Genomic DNA, 18,882 nt, shown 5'->3' with positions numbered 1-18,882 from the left:
GGACGGCCCGCCCGCCCCGTCGATCGGGCGGGTGCGATCGCGATGCCGGGCGATCACAGATGCGCAGTCAGCGAAAAGCCGATCGTCCGGCCCAGAATGTCGTACGTGTCGGGGAAGGTGTTGAAGACGCCGCCGGACGACACGCGCGGCGGATTGCGGTCGAACAGATTGTAGACGCCCGCGCTCATTGTCACCCTGTCGGTGAAGTCGTACGAGGCCGACAGGTCGAACGTGTCCTGCGCCTTGATCACCTCCGTCGATCCGACCGTGCTCGACCGGACCTTGCCGATGCGCTGCCAGTCGAACTGGATCAAGCCCTTGTCGAGCAGCACGCCAATCCCCGCGGTGTGCCGATAGGCGGGCTGGACCAGCGTCGTCCCGTCGCTCGAGCAGGTAGCGCCAAACGTGCCCTTGCACTGCACCGCCGATACGGTCGGGTTCGCCTGGATCAGATACGACGTGACGATATTGCCCTGATAGCTGGCACGCAGCCCCCTGCCCGGCAGCCAGTCACCGCGCAGCGTATAGGCCGCCGAAATGTCGAAGCCGCGTTGCAGCAGCCGGCCGAGATTCTGGTTGTTGACGAAGGCGTCGGCGAAGCTGCCGTTCGGGTTGCGCGTCACCAAGCCGCACAGCGGATTACCCGCGGTCGGATTGGTGATGTAGCAGCTGGTGATCGCCGCGATCGGCTGGATCACGCCCACCGCGCCGCGCAGGTCGAGATTGTAATAGTCGACCGTGACGTTCAACCCGGGGATAAACGTCGGCGTGAACACCGCGCCCGCGGTCGTCGTATAGCCCGTCTCCGGCTGGATCGCGGGGTTGCCGCCATAATAATAATTGCCGGTCAGGTAGCTGGCGGCATTCGAATTGGTCGACCCCACCGCCGGCGCGCCGAACCGCTTGCACTGCGCCGCATCGCCCGTGCCGATCACGCACGGATCGCCGCCGTAGCGCGGCTTCAGCCGATCGACGGTGACGAGGCTGCTGAACGGCAGCGATGAGGTGGTGGCGGCGAATTCGCCGAAATTGGGGGTGCGGAGCACGCGCTGATAGGTGCCGCGCAGCCGCAGGTTGCGATCCACCTCCCAATTACCCTCGACCTTCCACGTCCCGTGCGTGCCGAACAGATTATAGTCCGACAGGCGATACGCGCCGCCCACCGAGAGCTTGCGGATCAACGGCGTGTCGTGGATCAGCGGCACCAGCACTTCGCCATACAGTTCGCGCACGTCGAACGCGCCGCTGTATGCCGCCTGCACGCCCTGGCGATAGGTGTTGCCGGTCAGCAGCGCGCTGTCCTGCGTGATACTCGCGGTTTCGCGGCGATATTCGACACCGACGGCAAAGCCGATCGGCCCGGCGGGCAGCGCGAACAGGTCGGCGAGGCTGCCGCTGATCGTCGCCGCGGTGACGAACTGGTCGCGCTTGCGATCGAAGCCGTTGATCGGACTGCCGAGCGCGGCGGCGAGGCCCGGCTGGCGCGGGCCGAAGATGTTCACGGTATTGACGATCGAGGCGAAGTTGTTCGCACCCGCCGCATTGGTGACGAGCCCGTCGCCCGAGATCAGCGACGATTCGGTCGAGCGGCCATATTGCGCATAGACGTTCCATCGGATCGCATCGGTCAGCGGTCCGCGCAGCCCCGACTGGAACTGCAATGTGTTGCGTTCGGTCGCATAGGTGATGAGGCCCAGCTCGGCGAGCGAGCGCGACACGTTCACCTGCGCGACGCCGTTGACGAAGGTCAGCTGGCTGCGGATCGCGTCGGTCAGGAACGGATTGGTGGCGCTGATCCCGACGGTGCGGCTGACCGAGGCGGGCGCCGCGCCGGGCGTACCGGTCTCTTCGGTCCGCGCATTGGTGAACATCGCCCGGCCGTACAGTTCGATCTGCGGCGTGATCGCATATTTGTAGAGCGCGGCGACGTTGATGCGGCGGAGCGGCGAGATCAGCGGATAGCTCGCCGAGATGTTCGAGGTGGCGGACGGGCTGGTCGTGAACGTGCCATCGTCGGTGAAGCCGAAGCGACGGCCGCTGGCGACATCGGTGAAGACGCCGCCGATGCTGGGGATGGTCTGATTGGGCGTCGCCGCCCAGTCGCGCTGCCCGGCCCGCACGCCATCGCGCTGCGTATAGTCCGCCGCGATCACAAGATTGCCGGCATCGCCGATGCCGGTGCCCATCATCAGCGAGGCGCCATATTGCGCGCCGCCATGGACCGACAGGCGGCTCGTCGCCGTCCCGCGTAGGCCCTTGTAATCGTCGTTGAGGATGAAGTTCACGACGCCCGCGACCGCATCCGCGCCATAGACCGCGGCGGCACCGCCAGTGAGCACGTCGACGCGCTTGATGAGCGAGGCGGGGATGGCGTTGACGTCGACCGAGTTGCGGAAGCTGAACGGCGCCGCCCGCGTGCCGTCGATCAGCACCAGCGACCGGCTCTGGCCGAAGTTGCGCAGCTCCAGCACCTGCGCCCCGAACGCATCGCTCCCCTGCGAACCCTGGCGCACGCCGCCCGAAAGCTGCGGGATCTTGGTCGAGAAATCCTCGATCGTCAGCGCCGATTGCAGCTTGATCTGCTCCTCGCCGGTCGATGCGACGGGGCTGCTGCTGGTCAGGCCCGGAATCGCGATCCGCGTACCCGTCACCACGATGTCGTCGCCTGTCACGGGCACACTCGGGTCCGCCGCTGCGGGAGCGGTCTGCGCGTGCGCCACACCGGGCACCTGCGCGAGGGCGATGGCCAGAGCCGCGACGGCTACGGTATGTCGGTACGACGTCACCATGATGGAGTCCCTCCCTTGAACCCGAACCCGGCGCCGCCGCCCGGTCATCATGGGACCCGGCGAGACGCTGGCAAGGCAGGGATAATGCATACCTGTCTTATCCCTGTAAAGAGGTGGTATGGCATATTGGTATTATAGCAGGGATCGGCGTCGGGTGTCGGTATCAGCTCGGAACGTCCCAACTGCAAACGATCAGGCTGGCGTCGTCGTGCCGCTTGACCCGGGTGTGACGGTGCAAGGAGTCCGGCTCGCGTTCGATGTCCCGCAATCGTGCCAGCCACGCCTGCGCCTCGTCCGGCGTGGCGATCGCCAGCAGATCGGCGGGCGTCGCGATGCCGAACAGTTCGGCGAGACGCAGGAACCCGTCACTCGCGATCGCGAAGCGCTGCCCGGGCCGCAAAGGAAGCCTCGCCTGCCAGACATGGTCCGCCGCCGCGGCCTCCGGTCCGAAGACCCAATAGCCGCCCTCGCAATTCTTCAAGCAGCGATTGGCGCGCAATCCGGGCAACAGTCGCAATTTCAGCGCGTCGGCATCGATCCTCGGCTCCGCGTCGTAGATCGCCTTCACGGCCGCCAATGTCCGCGCCTCGACGATGTCGAGGTCGGACGCGCCGTACAATCGCGCCGTGCCCATCTCATCGACCGCCGCCACGCGGCAATCGGCAAGGCTGGTGATCTCGACCGCGTCGTCGATGATGCGAACCATGGCGAAGGCGGCCGAGGGAAGATCGCAGGGATCGACATCCGCGCGCAATTGCACCCGCGCCAGCGCTTCGGCGCATTGCGTCATGACGGTGCGCAGCAGCGCGATCGTGGGACAGTCCGGGTCGTCGGCAAGTGCTTCGGCGAGCATCCGGTTGGCGGTCTGCGCCAGCCATGCCGCGTCGCTCGGCGCGTCCAGTATCGACGGGCCGATGCCGGTGGCGCCATCGATCACCCAGGCGGCATTCCCATGATGGCCGATCGCGTCCTCGTTGACAGGGCCCTGCCCGTCGGACAGCGCGACGTCGATCCTCAACATGACATGCTCCAATCCGTATGCGCAGGAGGCTACCAACTTCGCATCCGACGCACAAACCAATATGATGCCACTTGCATGCTCTGCCGGACTGGTATCTACTGGCAGGATGGCATTGCGCGCTGACGTCCGTCCCATACATCGGGCGCGTGGATGGAAGGGATGCGATGACCGACCAGGAGGTGCAAACGCAATGACCCCGGCGTCACGGCCATGACCGACACCGCGGCGCTCCTGGAGACGCTGCGCGCCATCGTCGGCGGGCGTCACCTGCTCACCAGCCCGCGCGCCACGGCGCGGTTCCGCAAGGGATACAGGACCGGCGACGGACCGGCGATCGCGGTCGTGCAGCCGGCCACGTTGGTCGAGCTGTGGCGCGTCGCGCAGGCCTGCGTCGCCGCCGATGTCTCGATCATCATGCAGGCGTCGAATACCGGGCTGACCGGCGGCTCGACACCTGACGGCGACGATTATCCGGGCGGCCTGGTCATCATCAGCACTACCCGTCTGTCCCGGCTGCGCGTGATCCGGGGCGGCGAGCAGGTGGTGTGCCTGCCGGGTGCGACGCTGAACGAGCTCGAACAGACGCTGCGACCCTATGGGCGGGAACCGCATTCGGTGATCGGATCGTCCTGCTTCGGCGCCTCGGTCGTCGGCGGCGTCTGCAACAATTCGGGGGGATCGCTAATCCGGCGCGGCCCCGCCTATACGCAGCTCGCCCTGTTCGCCGCCGTGCAACCGGACGGCAGCCTCAAACTGGTCAATCATCTGGGCATCGCGCTCGGCGACGATCCGCACACGATCCTGTCGCGGCTCGACACCGGCGATTTCACCGAGGCAGACGTCGAGGCCACCCCCGATCGCTGGGCGCACGATCACAGTTATGCCGAGCATGTCCGCGCGATCGACAGCGACAGTCCCGCCCGTTTCAACGCCGACCCGCGGTGCCTGTTCGAAGCGTCGGGCAGCGCGGGCAAGCTGATCGTCTTCGCGGTGCGCCTCGACACCTTCGCGCGCGAAGAGGATAGCGCGACCTTCTATATCGGCACCAACGATCCCGATCGGCTGACCGACCTGCGCCGAACGATGCTGCGTGACTTCGACCGGCTGCCGATCGCGGGCGAATATATCCACCGGACCGCCTTCGACGTGGCGGATCGATATGGGCGCGACACCTTTCTCGCCATCGAACGGCTCGGTACGCATCGGCTCCCTGCCCTCCTGGCCGCCAAGGCCCGGTTCGATGCGGTCGCGGATCGCGTGTCGAGGGGGCTGGGCGACCGCCTGATGCAATGGTCGTCGCGGTTCATGCCCGATCACCTGCCCGGCTGGATGCGCGCCTATCGCGATCTTTTTGCGCATCACCTCATCCTGAAGGTGTCGGGCGATCAGCGCGCCGACACCCGCGCGCTGCTGGCGCGGCTGTTTCCGGGCGATGCCATGGGCGACCATCGGGAATGCAGCGCGGCGGACAGCGCCAAGGCCTTTCTCCACCGGTTCGTGGTGGCGGGAGCGGCCGTCCGATATCGGGCGGTCCATGCCGGCGAGGTCGCCGATATCGTCGCACTCGACGTCGCGCTGCCGCGCAATACGCAGGCCTGGGTCGAGGACCTGCCGCCAGCGCTGGCCGACCAGGTGATCCACACGCTCTATTACGGCCATTTCTTCTGCCACGTCTTCCATCAGGACTATATCGTCCGACGCGGCAACGATCCCCTCGCCTTCGAACATGCGCTCTGGGCGTTACTCGACGCGCGCGGCGCCCAATATCCCGCGGAGCATAATGTCGGCCACCTCTATGTCGCGCCAACTCAACTGGCGGAATTCTATCGCGATATAGACCCCCGGAATCAGCTCAATCCGGGAATCGGCCAGACTCCCCGCACACGTTATTGGGCCGACAGTGACGGCGGTGATCACAAACACGCCAAGCTTTAGGATCGATCTGGACAGGTCATGACAACCCGTCGCTTTTCTGGCACCGCTCCTTATGGTCCGGTGGACCATAAGCACGTGTTCGGAATGGGTGAGGGATTTCGGGAATGAGCGACAGGTTCGACATTGTGATCGTCGGGGCGGGCCATGCCGGCGCGCAAGCCGCCATCGCGCTACGCCAGCGCGGCTTTGCGGGGACGATCGCGATCATCGGTGACGAGCCTGAGCTGCCCTACGAACGCCCCCCGCTCAGCAAGGATTATCTGGCGCGCGACAAATCGTTCGATCGCCTGCTGCTGCGCCCCGAAAGCTTCTGGCGCGAACGCGAGGTGACGATGCTGCTGGGGCAGCGCGTGACGGCGATCGATCCGGTTGGTCATGCCATCACACGCGAGGATGGCGACAGCATCGGCTATGGCACGCTGATCTGGGCGACCGGCGGCGCGCCCCGCCGGCTGACCTGCCCGGGCCACGACCTCGCTCGGGTCCATGCCGTGCGCACCCGCGCCGATGTCGATCGCATGATGGCGGAGCTGGACGACACCACGCGCGTCGTCGTGATCGGCGGCGGCTATATCGGTCTGGAAGCCGCCGCGGTGCTGTCGAAGCTCGGCAAGTCGGTCACCCTGATCGAAGCGCTTGACCGGGTGCTGGCGCGCGTCGCGGGCGAAGCGGTGTCGCGGTTCTTCGAAGCCGAGCATCGCGCGCATGGCGTCGACATCCGCCTGGGCTGTGCGGTGGAGTGTATCGAGGGCACGGACGGCGCCGCCTCCGGCGTGCGACTGGCGGACGGAGAAGTGGTGCCGTGCGACATGGTGATCGTCGGCATCGGCATCATCCCGGCGATCGCACCGCTCCAGGCGGCCGGCGCGGCGTGCGGCAACGGCGTGATTGTCGATGCCATGTGCCGCACCACCCTGCCCGACGTCTATGCGATCGGCGACTGTGCCGCCCACCCCAACCCCTATGCGGACGGCGCCGTCATCCGACTGGAATCGGTGCAGAACGCCAACGATCAGGCCAGCACCGTCGCCCGCGCGATTCATGACGCGGCCGAACCCTATGACGCCGTCCCCTGGTTCTGGTCGAACCAATATGACCTCAAGTTGCAGACCGTCGGCCTGTCGACCGGGCACGATCAGGTGGTGGTGCGCGGCGATCCCGCCTCACGCAGCTTCAGCGCCATCTATCTGAAGGACGGGCAGGTGATCGCGATCGACGCGATCAACAGCGTGAAGGATTACGTGCAGGGCCGCGCGCTGGTGGTCGCCCGCACCGCCGCCGATGCCGCGACACTGGCGCAAACCGACATCCCGCTGAAGACGCTGCTGACGGCCTGAGTCGCTTCCCAAGCGAACCCTGCCGCCGACTAGCGCGCCGGCGGGACCGACATCCCGAAACGCAAAACCCTCCCCCGGCCATACCGGGGGAGGGCGAATACATCACACCAACCGGCTCTGCTTCACCGCGGCGGCGATGAAGCTGGCGAACAGCGGGTGCGGATCGAAGGGCTTGCTCTTCAATTCCGGGTGAAACTGCACGCCGACGAACCAGGGGTGATCGGGACGCTCGACGATCTCGGGCAGCGTGCCGTCGGGCGACATGCCGCTGAACACCAGGCCGCCCTTTTCCAGCGCGTCCTTATAGTGCGTGTTCACTTCATAGCGGTGACGGTGGCGCTCCTGAATGGTCGTGCCGCCGTAGATCGACGCGACGACACTGTTGCCGTCGAGCGCGGCTTCATAGGCGCCGAGCCGCATCGTGCCGCCCATGTCGCCCGATGCCTCGCGCTGTTCCAGCCCGTCGCGCCCCATCCATTCGGTGATCAGGCCGACCACCGGCTCGCTCGTCGGGCCGAATTCCGTCGACGACGCATTGGCGATGCCCGCGGTATCGCGCGCGCCTTCGACGCAGGCCATCTGCATGCCGAAACAGATGCCGAAATAGGGAATTTCGCGCTCGCGAGCGAACTTGACCGACTTGATCTTGCCCTCCGCGCCACGCTCGCCGAACGCGCCGGGGACGAGGATCGCATCGCACGGTTCGAGCTGGCTCACGATCTCGCTGTCGTCATTCTCGAACAGTTCGGCATCGATCCAGCGGACGTTGACCTTCACGCGGTTGGCGATGCCGCCGTGGACCAACGCTTCGTTGAGCGACTTATACGCATCCTGCAGGCCGACATACTTGCCGACGACGCCGACCGTCACCTCGCCCTCCGGGTTGGTCAGGCGATCCATGATGTCGCTCCAGCGCGACAGGTCGGGGGCCGACGACGGCGTGATGCCGAAGGCGCGCAGCACCTCCGCATCCAGACCCTCGCCGTGATACTGCATCGGCACCGCATAGATGCTCTTGGCGTCGAGCGCGGGGATAACCGCGGTTTCGGGCACGTTGCAGAACAAAGCGATCTTGGCCCGCTCCGACGGCGGCAGCGGCTGTTCGCAGCGGCAGACCAGCACGTCGGGCTGCACGCCCAAGGCGGCCAGTTCGCGCACCGAATGCTGCGTCGGCTTGGTCTTCAGCTCGCCCGCGGCGGCGATGTACGGCACCAGCGTCACGTGGATGCTGATCGCGTTGTTGCGCCCCTCTTCGTTGCGCAGCTGCCGGATCGCCTCGATGAACGGCAGCGATTCGATATCGCCGACCGTGCCGCCGATCTCGCAGAGCACGAAGTCGAGGTCGTCGGTTTCCGCGCGCGCGAACGCCTTGATCGCGTCGGTGACGTGCGGGATCACCTGCACCGTCGCGCCGAGATAGTCGCCGCGACGCTCGCGCTCGATGATCGTCTTGTAGATGCGGCCGGAGGTGACGTTGTCCGACTGGCGGCTCGCAACGCCGGTGAAGCGTTCGTAGTGGCCGAGATCGAGATCCGTCTCCGCGCCGTCGTCGGTCACATAGACCTCGCCGTGCTGATACGGGCTCATCGTGCCCGGATCGACGTTGAGATAGGGATCGAACTTCCGGATCCGGACGCGATAGCCGCGTGCCTGAAGCAGAGCTGCGAGAGAGGCCGCCATGAGGCCTTTGCCGAGCGACGAAACCACGCCGCCGGTGATGAAGATGTACCGCGCCATGGGAGGAATCGCCTAGCTTGGATGGGGGGCAAACGACAAGAGCGCGCGGGGGTCTCCCGCGCGCGATTTACGACGAAACGTTGTGCGGCTTAACGCTGCAGCGGCACCGCGCCGTTATCGGCAGGCGCATTGGGCACCGCATCCTGCGCCGGTGCGAGCGGCTGGGCCGCCGGAGCGGGCGCCGCGGGAAGCGGACGGGCGAGCGAGGTGTCGATCGTCTGCGTCTGGCGGTGCGCCGCGATGAAGGCGAGCGCGATCGACATGCAGACGAACACCGTCGCGAGGATCGAGGTCATGCGGGTCAGGAAATCCGCCGCGCCACGCGCCGACATCAGGCCCGACGGGCTGCCGCCCATGCCGAGGCCGCCGCCTTCCGACTTCTGCATCAGGATCACCGTCACAAGCGCGGCGGCGATGATGGCATGAACGACGAGGAGGAAGGTGAACATCGACGACCTTGGGAAAAACGGATGAAGGCGCGCACATAGGCGAGGCGCGCCGAACGATCAACCGGCGTGGGGATGGGGGTGCGGAGGCCTCGCCTGCCAACCTGGTGTCCCCCCTTCTTCGTCATCCCCGCGCAGGCGGGGATCCAGACGCGCTACCGTTCCGACTCCATAAATACCGGTAGCGGTTATGGATTCCCGCCTCCGCGGGAATGAAGGCTCGAAGCGGGATGCCGACGCGCAAACCCGCCCCACCCCGTTTATTCCGCCCACCGTTCATTTCCCGGAAACCACCACCGCACCGCGGCGTTATGACCCCGAAACAAAGCCCGAAAATGGCGCAGAAACGGATATTTGCACGTGGGAACAGCCGCGCAATCACTCGCGACGTGGATGAGCGCCCTGGTGGATTACGTGCGGTCGGGCGAGCCCGATCTCACCAACCGGCAGATGGCACTGCTCCTCCTCGTTTACCTCAATCCCGGCCCGCATACGGTGCGCGGCCTCGCCCGGGCGCTCAACGTGTCGAAGCCCGTCGTCACGCGCGCCTTGAATCGGCTGGGCGCCCTCGGCTATCTGCGCCGTCAGCGTGACGACAGCGACAAGCGCAATATCTTCGTCGCACGTACATCCGAAGGGGCAGAGTTTCTTGAAGAGTTCGGGCAATTCCTCGGCGACGGCGAATCACACGCACGTCAACCGGCCCTCGCGTAAAGCCTTTGCGCTGACCGGCCCCTCGGTCGATCTCGATCCGCGCACCCACGCCGTTCGCGGCGATCTGGCCGACGTCCGCCTCGCCGAACAGGTTTTCGCGCCCCATTATGCCGCGCCGATGGTCACCGTCGTATCGCGCGCAGTCGGACTGTTCGGCGATCGCAACCTCAGCGAGCAGGTCGCCGAACTCAGCGTCGGCGACACGTTCGACGTGCTGGAGCTTGCCGGCAACCACGCCTGGGGCCGCGCCACGGCGCAGAACCTCGTCGGCTATGTCGATCGCACCGCGCTTGATATCGCCGTGCCGCAGGATGACGCGGCATGAGCGTGTCGGTCTTCATCGACGGTGCGGTCGGCACTACCGGCATCGACATCCGCGAACGCCTGAGCGGCCGCAGCGATCTCACGATCGTCACGCTCGATGAAGCGCGTCGCAAGGACGCCGCCGCGCGGGCCGAGGCGCTGAACGACTCCGATTTCGCGATCCTCTGCCTGCCCGATGAGGCTGCGAAGGAAGCCGCGGCGCTGGTCCGCGACGGTGGCGCGCGGATCATCGACGCCTCGTCGGCGCACCGGGTCGCGACGGGCTGGACCTATGGCTTCCCCGAACTCGACGCAGGCCAGGCGGACCGGATCGCGCAGTCCCCGCGCGTCTCCAACCCCGGTTGCTACCCCACCGCGTTCCTCGCGCTCGTCGCCCCGCTCATCCGCGCCGGCCTTGTGCCCGCCCACTGGCCGCTGACCTATAACGCCACCTCGGGCTATTCGGGCGGCGGCAAGGCGATGATCGCCGAGTTCGAAGAGGGCGGCACCGACACCGCCTTCCGCGTCTATGCCCTCACCCTCGCGCACAAGCATCTGCCCGAGATGAAGACGCACGCCGGCCTCGCTCACCCGCCGATCTTCGCGCCGTCGGTCACGCGGCTCAACCGGGGTATGCTGTCCGAAGTACCGCTGCCGCTCGCGCAATTGCCGGGCAGCCCCAGCATCGCGCAGATCGAGGACACGCTGGCTGCGGCTTATGCCGACAGCGCGCTGATCTCGGTCGCGCCGGGCGACGTCACCGCAATCGCTATCGAGGAGAATGCGGGCACGGACCGGATGACGCTGCGCGTTTGCGGCAATCCCGGCACCGGCCACGTCCGGCTGATCGCGACGCTCGACAACCTCGGCAAGGGCGCGGGCGGCGCGGCGGTGCAGAACCTCAACATCATGGCCGGGCTCGATCCGCTCGCCGGCCTCATCCTGTAACGTAAAGGATCGTCATGCAGCGCAATCCCGTCGGCAAGCTGCTCCTGTTCGGAGCCACCGGTGACCTCGCCAAGCGCATGTTGCTGCCCTCGTTATATGGCCTGCACGCCGATGGCCTGCTGCCCAAGGATCTGACGATCACCGGCTCGGCGCGCGGCGACATGGACGACGATGGCTATCGCGACGTCGCAAAGAAGGCGCTGGACGAATTCCTCCCCGCCGACCGCAAGGATGAAAGCGCACTCGGCACCTTCATGCAGCGCATTCAGTTCCAGCCTGCCGATCTGTCCGACCCCAACAGCTTCCAGCCGCTCGCCGACAAGATCGGCGACGTGTCGGGCGGCCTCGCCATCTATCTCTCGACCGCGCCCTCGCTGTTCGAATCGGCGGTGCAGGGCCTCGAGAAGGTCGGACTGACCGGGCCGACCGTGCGCATCGCACTCGAAAAGCCGCTGGGCTACGACCTCGCCTCGTCGAAGGAGATCAACGACACCGTCGCCAGCGCCTTCCCCGAAGAGCGGACGTTCCGCATCGACCATTATCTGGGCAAGGAAACCGTCCAGAACATCCTGGCGCTGCGCTTCGGCAATTCGATGTTCGAGCCGATCTGGAACGCGCAGGGGATCGACAACGTCCAGATCACCATCGCCGAAACGGTGGGTCTGGAGGATCGCGCCGGCTATTACGAGGGCGCGGGCGCGCTGCGCGACATGGTCGCCAACCATATGCTCCAGCTGGTCGCGCTGATCGCTATGGAGCCGCCGGCGCTATATGACGGCACCGCGATCCGCGACGAAAAGGCCAAGGTCTTCCGCAGCATGCGCAAGATCACGCCCGAGCAGGTGCCGCAATGCACCGTCACCGGCCAATATGAAGAGGGCGCGGTCGGCGGCAAGGTCGTCAAGGGCTATGACGACGAACTGGGCTATGACAGCAATGTCGAGACCTTCGTCGCGATCAAGGCGCATATCGACAATTGGCGCTGGCAGGGCGTGCCCTTCTACCTGCGCACCGGCAAGCGCATGGCCAAGCGGCGCAGCGAGATCGCGATCCAGTTCAAGCCGGTGCCGCACTCGATGTTTTCCGGCCGCGGCGGCGTGCTGCAACCCAACACGCTGGTGATCCGCCTGCAGCCCGAGGAATATATCCAGCTGCTGGTGATGACCAAGGAGCCGGGCCTCGACCGTGACGGCCTGCGCCTGCGCGAGGTGCCGCTCAACCTCAGCCTCGACGCCGAATTCGCGGGCACGCGCCGCCGCATCGCCTATGAACGCCTGTTGCTCGACCTGATCGAGGGCGACCAGACGCTGTTCGTCCGCCGCGACGAGGTGGAGGCGCAGTGGACCTGGATCGACGCGATCCGCGCCGGCTGGGATGCGAACCAGACCAAGCCCAAGCATTATGCCGCCGGCACCTGGGGCCCCGCGGGCGCGATCGCACTGACCGAACGCGACGGCGTGACCTGGCAGGACGATTGAGGTCGAGCCCCTAGCCCCCCCCTTTCGTCATTCCCGCGAAGGCGGGAATCCAGACGCGCTACCGTCGCGCTTCATGCCGCGAGGTCAGAGGTTCTGGATCCCCGCCTTCGCGGGGATGACGAATAGAGAGCACGCGCGAATCGCGCGCGACGCGAACATTTCTGTCTCCCATACGTATGCGGGGGCACTTACCTTGCGTGGGCCACTCCGCTAAGCGAGCCCCGCGCGCCGACATGAAAAGGCTGAACCCATGACCGAGATCGAATGGTGGGAGTATGACGACGCGGGCGAGCTCGCGGACGCGATCGCCGGCGACATCCAGTTCGTCATCGAAAGCGCGATCGACGCGCGCGGTTCCGCGGTCATCGCGCTCGCCGGCGGCAAGACCCCCTTCCCGGCCTATGAAAAGCTCGCGAGCGCCAAGCTCGACTGGAAGCGCGTGACGATCGTACCGGGCGACGAGCGCATCGTGCCGCTCGGCGACCCGCTGTCGAACGTGACGCAGCTCGGCAAGCTGTTCATCCCCAAGGGCGCGCGCGTCATTCCGATCGTGCCCAAGCAGACCGAGGATTATAAGTCCGCCGGCCGCTCCGCCGATGCGCTGATGCAGGACCTGCACTGGCCGCTCGACCTGTGCCTGCTCGGCATGGGTGGCGACGGGCATACCGCCTCGATCTTCCCCGGCCCCGATTTCGACGAGGCGCTGAACGGCCCCAAGGAACGCCGCATGCTCGGCGTGATGCCCGATCCGCTGCCGCCCGAGGCGCCGGTCGCACGCGTCACGCTCAGCCGCCAGGGCATCGTGACGGCGCGCGCGCTGATGATCGCGCTCACTGGCAAGGACAAGCGCAAGGTGCTGGAACAGGCGATCGAACAGGGCCCGTCGTCGCCCTATCCGATCGGTCGCGTCCTCGCCGATGCCGAGCTGCCCGTCGACATCCACTGGGCGCCGTAAACTCCCTCCTACCGTTCGTGCTGAGCCTGTCGAAGCACGGTGAGACCCACCGCCCTTCGACAAGCTCAGGGCGAACGGTATAGAGGGATCACCCGCGCCCCACCCCTCCCCAGGAACCCGCGCCATGAACCCCGAAGTTTCCGCCGTCACCGACCGCATCATCGCCCGGTCGAAGGATAGCCGCGCCGCCTATCTGTCGTTGATCGAGCGCGAGCGGGACAATGGCGCGCGTCGCCCGCAACTGGGCTGCGCCAACCTCGCCCACGCCTATGCCGGGACCGAGGAAGACCGCGACACGATGCGCGCCGGCCAGGCGATGAACATCGGGATCGTCACCGCGTATAACGACATGCTGTCCGCGCACGCGGTCTATTATCGCTACCCGGAACTGATGAAGGTCTGGGCGCGCGAGGTCGGCGCGACGGCGCAGGTGGCGGGCGGCGTACCCGCGATGTGCGACGGCGTGACGCAGGGCTATCCGGGCATGGAGCTGTCGCTGTTCAGCCGCGACACGATCGCGCTGTCGACGGCGATCGCGCTCAGCCACGGCACGTTCGAAGGCGCGGCGCTGCTCGGCATCTGCGACAAGATCGTGCCGGGCCTGCTGATGGGGGCGCTGCGCTTCGGCCACCTGCCGATGGTGTTGATCCCCGGCGGTCCGATGCCCTCGGGCCTACCCAATAAGGCGAAGGCCGCGGTGCGCGAAGCCTATGCGGAGGGCAAGGCCGGCCGCGAGGAATTGCTCGACGCCGAAATTTCGGCCTATCATTCGAAGGGCACCTGCACCTTCTACGGCACGGCCAACACCAACCAGATGATGATGGAGGTGATGGGCCTGCACATGCCCGGCGCCGCCTTCGTCAACCCCGGCACCAAGCTGCGCCAGGAGCTGACCCGCGCCGCGGTGCATCGCCTCGCCAGCATGGGCTGGCGCGGCGACGACTATCGTCCGCTGGGCCATTGCGTCGACGAACGCGCGATCGTGAACGCCGCGGTCGGCTTGCTCGCCACCGGCGGCTCGACCAACCACCTGCTTCACGTGCCCGCCATCGCGCGTGCCGCGGGCATCGTCATCGACTGGGAGGATTTCGATCGCCTCAGCCAGGCAGTGCCGTTGATCGCGCGCGTCTATCCCAATGGTTCGGCCGACGTGAACGCGTTCGAGGCGGCGGGCGGCATGCCCTTCGTCATCCGCGAACTGCTCTCGGCCGGTCTGCTGCACGGCGACATCACGACCGTCAGCGGGGACAGCCTCGCCGCTTATGCACAGAAGCCCGTCATCGCCGACGACCAGCTGGCGTGGGAGCCGGTGGGCGACAGCGGCGACACCAGTATCCTGCGCCCCGTCGCTGAAGCCTTCTCGCCCGACGGCGGCATGCGCATCCTCGCCGGCAACATCGGCCGCGCCTGCATCAAGGTGTCGGCGGTCGATCGCGAGCGTTGGGTGATCGAGGCGCCCGCACGCGTCTTCCACGACCAGCTCGACGTGCTCGAAGCGTTCAAGCGCGGCGAGCTGGAGCAGGACGTCGTCGTCGTCGTCCGCTTCCAGGGCCCGCGCGCGAACGGCATGCCCGAACTGCACAAGCTCACCCCACCGCTGGGCGTGCTCCAGAACCGGGGCTTCAAGGTCGCGCTCGTCACCGACGGCCGCATGTCGGGCGCCAGCGGCAAAGTGCCGTGCGCGATCCATTGCTCGCCCGAAGCCTTGGGCAATGGCGCGATCGGCAAGATCCGCGATGGCGACATCATCCGCGTCGACGCGGTGAACGGCACGCTCGATGCCCTGGTCGACCCGGCCGAATGGCTGGAGCGCCCGCTCTGCGACGCGCCGGGCGCGGCGACGGGCATGGGCCGCGAGCTGTTCGGCATGTTCCGCGGCCTTGCCGACGAAGCCGAGAAGGGCGCGTCGGGGATGCTCGCGGCGGCGGGATTGTAAGAGGCTACCCTCACCCATCCGGCACTGCGTGCCTCCCTCCCTCTCCCATCGGGAGAGGGAAGAGACGGCGAAGCCGGCGACAGGGTGAGGGCGGGTCGGAACGATAAGAGAGGAAACGCAATGCAATTGGTCAGCGTAGACATCGGCGGCACCCATGCCCGCTTCGCCATCGCGGAGGTGGAGAACGGCCGCGTCGTATCGCTCGGCGAGCCGGTGACGCTGAAGACCGCCGAACACGCCAGCTTGCAGACCGCATGGCAGCATTTCGCCTCGATCCACGGCGCACCGCTGCCCAAGGCGGCGGCGCTGTCGGTCGCCTCGCCGATCACCGGCGACATCATCCGGCTGACCAACAACCCCTGGGTGATCCGCCCCTCGCTGATCCCCGAACGGCTTGGCGCGGACATCTACACCGTCATCAACGACTTCGGCGCGGTCGGCCACGCGGTGGCCCAGTTGCCCGCGGAAGACTTCGAACATCTCTGCGGCCCCGACCTGGCCCTGCCCGAACAGGGCGTGACCACCGTCTGCGGCCCGGGCACGGGCCTCGGCGTCGCGCAGGTGTTCAAGACCAGCGATCGCTACCATGTCCTCGCCACCGAAGGCGGCCACGTCGATTATGCTCCGCTCGACGGGATCGAGGACGCCTTCGTCAAGCGCCTGCGCCGCCAGTTCACCCGCGTGTCGACCGAGCGCATCTGCTCCGGCCCCGGCATCGTCGCGATCTATGAAACGCTTGCCGCGCTGGAAGGCCGCGCGGTGCCGAACCTCGATGACAAGGCGATCTGGACCGAGGCGCTGGACGGCACCGATTCGATCGCACTCGCCGCGCTCGATCGGTTCTGCCTGTCGCTGGGCGCCGTGGCAGGCGACCTCGCGCTCGCCCATGGCGCCAAGGCCGTGGTCATCGCCGGTGGCCTGGGCCTGCGCATCAAGGACAAATTGATCCGCTCCGGTTTCGACCAGCGCTTCGTCGCCAAGGGTCGGTTCCAGACGCTCATGGCGGGCATCCCCGTCAAGCTCATCACGCATCCGCAGCCCGGCCTGTTCGGCGCGGCGGCCGCCTTCGCCCAAGAACACGCATAAAAAGGTAGCATCCAGCATGACCGATATCGCCACCATCATGCAGACCAGCGCCGTCATCCCGGTGCTGGTGATAGACGACGCCGCCACCGCCAAGCCACTGGCGCAAGCGCTCGTCGCCGGGGGCCTGCGCGTTCTCGAGGTCACGCTGCGCACCCCCGCCGCGATGGAGGCGATCGCCGAGATGAAGACCGTGCCCGGTGCGATCGTCGGCGCGGGCACCGTCGTCAACGAAGCGCAGGCCAAGGCAGTGATCGACGCCGGCGTCGAATTCATCGTCTCGCCAGGCCTCACCGAACGCCTCGCGCGCCCGATCATGGACGCTGGCGTCGCTTATCTGCCCGGCACCGCCACGGCCGGCGACATCATGCGCGGGCTCGACCTCGGCCTCACGCACTTCAAATTCTTCCCCGCCGAAACCAGCGGCGGGCTGAAGGCGCTGAAGGCCCTCGCCGCGCCCTTCTACCAGTGCCGTTTCTGCCCCACCGGCGGCATCACCGAAGCGTCTGCGCCCGACTGGCTGGCGTTCGACCCCGTCCTGTGCGTCGGCGGCAGCTGGGTCACGGGCGGCAGCATGGCCGACGTCGAAGCCAAGGCCCGCGCGGCGAGCGCGTTGCGACGCTGAGGCCCATCACAAACACCATCAGCGATGCCGGGCCCGTTCCGGCATCGCTGTGCGTAACGGCCGCCCCGGTCCCCGTCCGCCACGATGATATCGCGCGCCACAGCCGCCCCTTCGCCGGGGCCATTTCGACGGGGCAATCGGCATCAAGATGATCGAATCCCGCCGCTAGTTTAACCGATCCTCCATCCGATCGGTGCAGGGTGAAGGGCATGTACACCTTCGCCTTCGACGAACAGGCCCGCGTCTTCACGATACGGCTCCAAGGCTTCTGGACACCGCCTATTCTGGCGGCGTTCGTCGACGAGGTGACCGCGCGCAGCGTCGGACAAGCCCGGCGCTATGGCCGCTATGGCGTCTTCGTCGATTGCCGCGACTATCAGGTACAGACCGGCGCGCTGGCCGAGGGATTCGCCAGCGTGATCGGCCGGGCGAGCAGTCAGGAACGGCCGGTTTGCCTGTTGTTCTCTGCCATGCTCGTCAAATTACAGGCGGAACGCTCGCTCGGTACGACTGCGGCAGCGATCTTTCTCGACGAGACGGCGGCGCGTGACTGGCTGGCGACGCAGCTTGCCACCGCGGCGCGAGAGCTCACCGCCGCCTGATCACATCTCGCCGCGCTGGCGGCGGATCGCATACCATTTCTGCACATTGGCATTGTGCTGGGCCAGCGTGTCGGCGAACACATGGCCGCCGGTGCCGTCTGCGACGAAATACAGCGCGTTCGACTGCGCCGGATCGAGCACCGCATCGATCGACGCCCGCCCCGGATTGGCGATCGGCCCGGCGGGCAACCCGACCTCGGCATAGGTGTTGTAGCCGTTCTTCGCCTGCAATTCGCTGCGCAGGATCCGCCGGCCCAGCGGCCGCCCCTTGGTGATCGGATAGATAACGGTCGGGTCCGCCTGCAACGGCATGCCGCGCTTCAGCCGGTTGCCATAGACCGCGGCCACCATCCGCCGTTCGGACGGCTTGCCGGTTTCCTTCTCGACGATCGAGGCGAGGATGATCGCCTGTTCGGGCGTCGTCACCGCAATGCCGGGCTTCCGCTTCGCCCAGGCCTGGGCCAGATACGCCTTCATCGCCGTCTGCATGCGCGCGACGACCGACGCGCGGGTGTCACCGCGCTGGAAAGCGTAGCTGTCGGGCAGCACCGATCCCTCGGCAGGCACCGGCACGCTGCCGGTCAGGCCATCCGCCTTGGCGAGCGCGTCATGCACCAGCACCGACGGATAGCCCTCCGGCACGACGACGAGGCGCTGGAGCACCTTGCCGCCCTGAAGCATCTTCAGGATATCGGCCTGGCTGGTGTGCGGCGGGATGCGATATTCGCCCGCCTTGATCGAGCCATCCGCCCCGAACACGCGTGCGAACAGACGGAAGCGGCCGGCGGAGGGGATCGCCCCTGCCCGTTCCAATTCCCGCGCGGCGGCGGCAAGGCTGCTGCCCTCCGCCACCTGCACCGTCACCGTCCGCTGCGCCGGGCCGCTGCCGCCCCAGCTGCGCACGACGACGACCGCCGCGATGATCGCGACGAGCCCGAGCAGCAGACCGAGGCAGCCGACCTTGCGCATCGTA

Annotated in this window: 16 protein-coding genes; 11 read left to right on the top strand and 5 right to left on the bottom strand. The window is 66.9% G+C overall.

Features of this window, described 5'->3' with window-relative positions:
* Positions 1 to 53 precede the first annotated feature (53 nt).
* Both ACP690_RS14575 and ACP690_RS14570 read right to left on the bottom strand, forming a co-directional pair.
* On the bottom strand, positions 54 to 2,789 hold the full coding sequence (locus ACP690_RS14575; protein ID WP_426261426.1) for a TonB-dependent receptor domain-containing protein: 2,736 nt from the start codon (positions 2,787 to 2,789) through the stop codon (positions 54 to 56).
* A gap of 163 nt (positions 2,790 to 2,952) precedes the next feature.
* Positions 2,953 to 3,810 carry a protein phosphatase 2C domain-containing protein gene (locus tag ACP690_RS14570; protein WP_426261427.1) on the bottom strand — a complete coding sequence of 286 codons (858 nt, stop codon included), beginning with the start codon at positions 3,808 to 3,810 and terminating at the stop codon, positions 2,953 to 2,955.
* 210 nt (positions 3,811 to 4,020) lie between these two features.
* Between ACP690_RS14570 and dld the strand changes: the two genes are divergently transcribed.
* Together dld and ACP690_RS14560 are read left to right on the top strand one after the other, a co-directional pair.
* Complete coding sequence (gene dld / locus ACP690_RS14565) at positions 4,021 to 5,745, top strand: D-lactate dehydrogenase (RefSeq protein WP_426261428.1); 1,725 nt, start codon at positions 4,021 to 4,023, stop codon at positions 5,743 to 5,745.
* Between the two features lie 104 nt (positions 5,746 to 5,849).
* A complete protein-coding gene (locus ACP690_RS14560; protein WP_426261429.1) occupies positions 5,850 to 7,082 on the top strand; it encodes an NAD(P)/FAD-dependent oxidoreductase in 1,233 nt (410 codons plus the stop codon).
* A 102-nt stretch (positions 7,083 to 7,184) separates the two neighbouring features.
* On the opposite strand, the gene ACP690_RS14555 is transcribed toward ACP690_RS14560, so the two are convergent.
* Together ACP690_RS14555 and secG are read right to left on the bottom strand one after the other, a co-directional pair.
* Positions 7,185 to 8,819 carry a CTP synthase gene (locus ACP690_RS14555; RefSeq protein ID WP_017979014.1) on the bottom strand — a complete coding sequence of 545 codons (1,635 nt, stop codon included), beginning with the start codon at positions 8,817 to 8,819 and terminating at the stop codon, positions 7,185 to 7,187.
* 89 nt (positions 8,820 to 8,908) lie between these two features.
* Positions 8,909 to 9,268 (bottom strand): preprotein translocase subunit SecG, encoded by a 360-nt coding sequence (gene secG / locus ACP690_RS14550; protein WP_017979015.1) that lies wholly within the window; start codon positions 9,266 to 9,268, stop codon positions 8,909 to 8,911.
* A 390-nt stretch (positions 9,269 to 9,658) separates the two neighbouring features.
* Between secG and ACP690_RS14545 the strand changes: the two genes are divergently transcribed.
* The 9 genes from ACP690_RS14545 to ACP690_RS14505 all read left to right on the top strand — a co-directional run bounded on the left by ACP690_RS14545 (position 9,659) and on the right by ACP690_RS14505 (position 17,909).
* Positions 9,659 to 9,979 carry a MarR family transcriptional regulator gene (locus ACP690_RS14545; RefSeq protein WP_043059634.1) on the top strand — a complete coding sequence of 107 codons (321 nt, stop codon included), beginning with the start codon at positions 9,659 to 9,661 and terminating at the stop codon, positions 9,977 to 9,979.
* On the top strand, positions 9,915 to 10,304 hold the full coding sequence (locus ACP690_RS14540) for an SH3 domain-containing protein (protein ID WP_244304909.1): 390 nt from the start codon (positions 9,915 to 9,917) through the stop codon (positions 10,302 to 10,304). The genes ACP690_RS14545 and ACP690_RS14540 overlap by 65 nt, the downstream gene beginning before the upstream one ends.
* Positions 10,301 to 11,230 carry an N-acetyl-gamma-glutamyl-phosphate reductase gene (gene argC, locus ACP690_RS14535; protein ID WP_426261430.1) on the top strand — a complete coding sequence of 310 codons (930 nt, stop codon included), beginning with the start codon at positions 10,301 to 10,303 and terminating at the stop codon, positions 11,228 to 11,230. The genes ACP690_RS14540 and argC overlap by 4 nt, the downstream gene beginning before the upstream one ends.
* A gap of 14 nt (positions 11,231 to 11,244) precedes the next feature.
* On the top strand, positions 11,245 to 12,708 hold the full coding sequence (gene zwf, locus ACP690_RS14530; protein ID WP_426261431.1) for a glucose-6-phosphate dehydrogenase: 1,464 nt from the start codon (positions 11,245 to 11,247) through the stop codon (positions 12,706 to 12,708).
* Positions 12,709 to 12,958: 250 nt separating this feature from the next.
* Positions 12,959 to 13,663 carry a 6-phosphogluconolactonase gene (gene pgl / locus ACP690_RS14525; RefSeq protein ID WP_116462172.1) on the top strand — a complete coding sequence of 235 codons (705 nt, stop codon included), beginning with the start codon at positions 12,959 to 12,961 and terminating at the stop codon, positions 13,661 to 13,663.
* Between the two features lie 124 nt (positions 13,664 to 13,787).
* Entirely contained in the window at positions 13,788 to 15,599 is a 1,812-nt protein-coding gene (gene edd / locus ACP690_RS14520) for a phosphogluconate dehydratase (RefSeq protein WP_426261432.1), read from the top strand.
* 120 nt (positions 15,600 to 15,719) lie between these two features.
* Positions 15,720 to 16,685, top strand: a complete 966-nt coding sequence (glk, locus tag ACP690_RS14515; RefSeq protein WP_426261433.1) for a glucokinase — start codon at positions 15,720 to 15,722, stop codon at positions 16,683 to 16,685.
* Between the two features lie 16 nt (positions 16,686 to 16,701).
* Positions 16,702 to 17,307 (top strand): bifunctional 4-hydroxy-2-oxoglutarate aldolase/2-dehydro-3-deoxy-phosphogluconate aldolase, encoded by a 606-nt coding sequence (gene eda, locus ACP690_RS14510; protein WP_426261434.1) that lies wholly within the window; start codon positions 16,702 to 16,704, stop codon positions 17,305 to 17,307.
* Positions 17,308 to 17,516: 209 nt separating this feature from the next.
* Positions 17,517 to 17,909 carry a hypothetical protein gene (locus tag ACP690_RS14505; RefSeq protein WP_426261435.1) on the top strand — a complete coding sequence of 131 codons (393 nt, stop codon included), beginning with the start codon at positions 17,517 to 17,519 and terminating at the stop codon, positions 17,907 to 17,909.
* Here the strand turns inward: ACP690_RS14505 and mltG are convergent, their stop codons facing one another.
* Positions 17,910 to 18,878, bottom strand: a complete 969-nt coding sequence (gene mltG / locus ACP690_RS14500; protein WP_063685142.1) for an endolytic transglycosylase MltG — start codon at positions 18,876 to 18,878, stop codon at positions 17,910 to 17,912.
* Between the last annotated feature and the right edge of the window lie 4 nt (positions 18,879 to 18,882).

This window comes from Sphingomonas sp. DC4900 (genome assembly GCF_049896485.1).
GTDB lineage: Bacteria > Pseudomonadota > Alphaproteobacteria > Sphingomonadales > Sphingomonadaceae > Sphingomonas > Sphingomonas aquatilis.
The sequence above is the reverse complement of the archived record's forward strand: the minus strand, read 5'-3'. Positions and strand labels throughout refer to the sequence as shown.

Bases quoted from the DNA above. Each gene is read 5' to 3' on its own strand.
- ACP690_RS14575 (WP_426261426.1), bottom strand. From the start codon at position 2,789: ATGGTGACGTCGTACCGACATACCGTAGCCGTCGCGGCTCTGGCCATC.
- ACP690_RS14570 (WP_426261427.1), bottom strand. From the start codon at position 3,810: ATGTTGAGGATCGACGTCGCGCTGTCCGACGGGCAGGGCCCTGTCAAC.
- dld (WP_426261428.1), top strand. From the start codon at position 4,021: ATGACCGACACCGCGGCGCTCCTGGAGACGCTGCGCGCCATCGTCGGC.
- ACP690_RS14560 (WP_426261429.1), top strand. From the start codon at position 5,850: ATGAGCGACAGGTTCGACATTGTGATCGTCGGGGCGGGCCATGCCGGC.
- ACP690_RS14555 (WP_017979014.1), bottom strand. From the start codon at position 8,819: ATGGCGCGGTACATCTTCATCACCGGCGGCGTGGTTTCGTCGCTCGGC.
- secG (WP_017979015.1), bottom strand. From the start codon at position 9,268: ATGTTCACCTTCCTCCTCGTCGTTCATGCCATCATCGCCGCCGCGCTT.
- ACP690_RS14545 (WP_043059634.1), top strand. From the start codon at position 9,659: ATGAGCGCCCTGGTGGATTACGTGCGGTCGGGCGAGCCCGATCTCACC.
- argC (WP_426261430.1), top strand. From the start codon at position 10,301: ATGAGCGTGTCGGTCTTCATCGACGGTGCGGTCGGCACTACCGGCATC.
- zwf (WP_426261431.1), top strand. From the start codon at position 11,245: ATGCAGCGCAATCCCGTCGGCAAGCTGCTCCTGTTCGGAGCCACCGGT.
- pgl (WP_116462172.1), top strand. From the start codon at position 12,959: ATGACCGAGATCGAATGGTGGGAGTATGACGACGCGGGCGAGCTCGCG.
- edd (WP_426261432.1), top strand. From the start codon at position 13,788: ATGAACCCCGAAGTTTCCGCCGTCACCGACCGCATCATCGCCCGGTCG.
- glk (WP_426261433.1), top strand. From the start codon at position 15,720: ATGCAATTGGTCAGCGTAGACATCGGCGGCACCCATGCCCGCTTCGCC.
- eda (WP_426261434.1), top strand. From the start codon at position 16,702: ATGACCGATATCGCCACCATCATGCAGACCAGCGCCGTCATCCCGGTG.
- ACP690_RS14505 (WP_426261435.1), top strand. From the start codon at position 17,517: ATGTACACCTTCGCCTTCGACGAACAGGCCCGCGTCTTCACGATACGG.
- mltG (WP_063685142.1), bottom strand. From the start codon at position 18,878: ATGCGCAAGGTCGGCTGCCTCGGTCTGCTGCTCGGGCTCGTCGCGATC.